Origin of the sequence: Paraburkholderia sp. BR10923 (assembly GCF_040948765.1) — a bacterium.
GTDB classification, from domain to species: Bacteria; Pseudomonadota; Gammaproteobacteria; order Burkholderiales; family Burkholderiaceae; genus Paraburkholderia; species Paraburkholderia youngii.
The window spans coordinates 1-557 of sequence record NZ_JBFPKO010000153.1; the positions used below are offsets into that span (position 1 = coordinate 1).

Annotated in this window: 1 pseudogene; it reads right to left on the reverse strand. The window is 63.4% G+C overall.

The window, feature by feature from the left end:
* Positions 1–127 precede the first annotated feature (127 nt).
* Positions 128–557: pseudogene (locus AB3X94_RS41865) on the reverse strand (transposase); the annotation flags it as partial.

Genomic DNA, 557 nt, shown 5'->3' on the forward strand with positions numbered 1-557 from the left:
GCCTACCGCTCGCGCAGACCGTCGACGACTACGCCGCGCTTCTTCCCTGGTGCATGCCCGCCGAACTGCGGTAAGTCTATTGCCCTGTTCAACAACTCTGATGGGCGTCGTTAATTGACCGCTTACGTTGTAGCTGCACGCCGCACGTACCGACCCATGCGCCCAATGTCGAGCGCGGTATCGCGACGCCCGCTCGCGCAAAGATCTGCTCCTGACGGTACAGGGGAAGGTGGTCAGCGTACTTGGCAACCAGCACTGACGCCAGCAGTCCTGCGGTCGGGATGCCCTTGTCGATCACATGCGCAGGCACCGCAGCCTGAATCAGTGTTTCGCAGTTTCTGCACACCCACTTGCCACGGATATGCCGCTCCACGGTGAACACACCTGGCGTGTAGTCCAGCTTCTCGCTGAGGTCCTCGCCGATGCGCACGCGCTCGCAGCCACACTGGCATACGGTGCTCTGCGGCTCGTGGCGAATCTCTGTGCGCGGCAATTGCGCCGGCAGCGCTGCACGCTTCGGTTGCTGGGGTAGCGGCTCGGCTGCGGCTTGCGGCTGA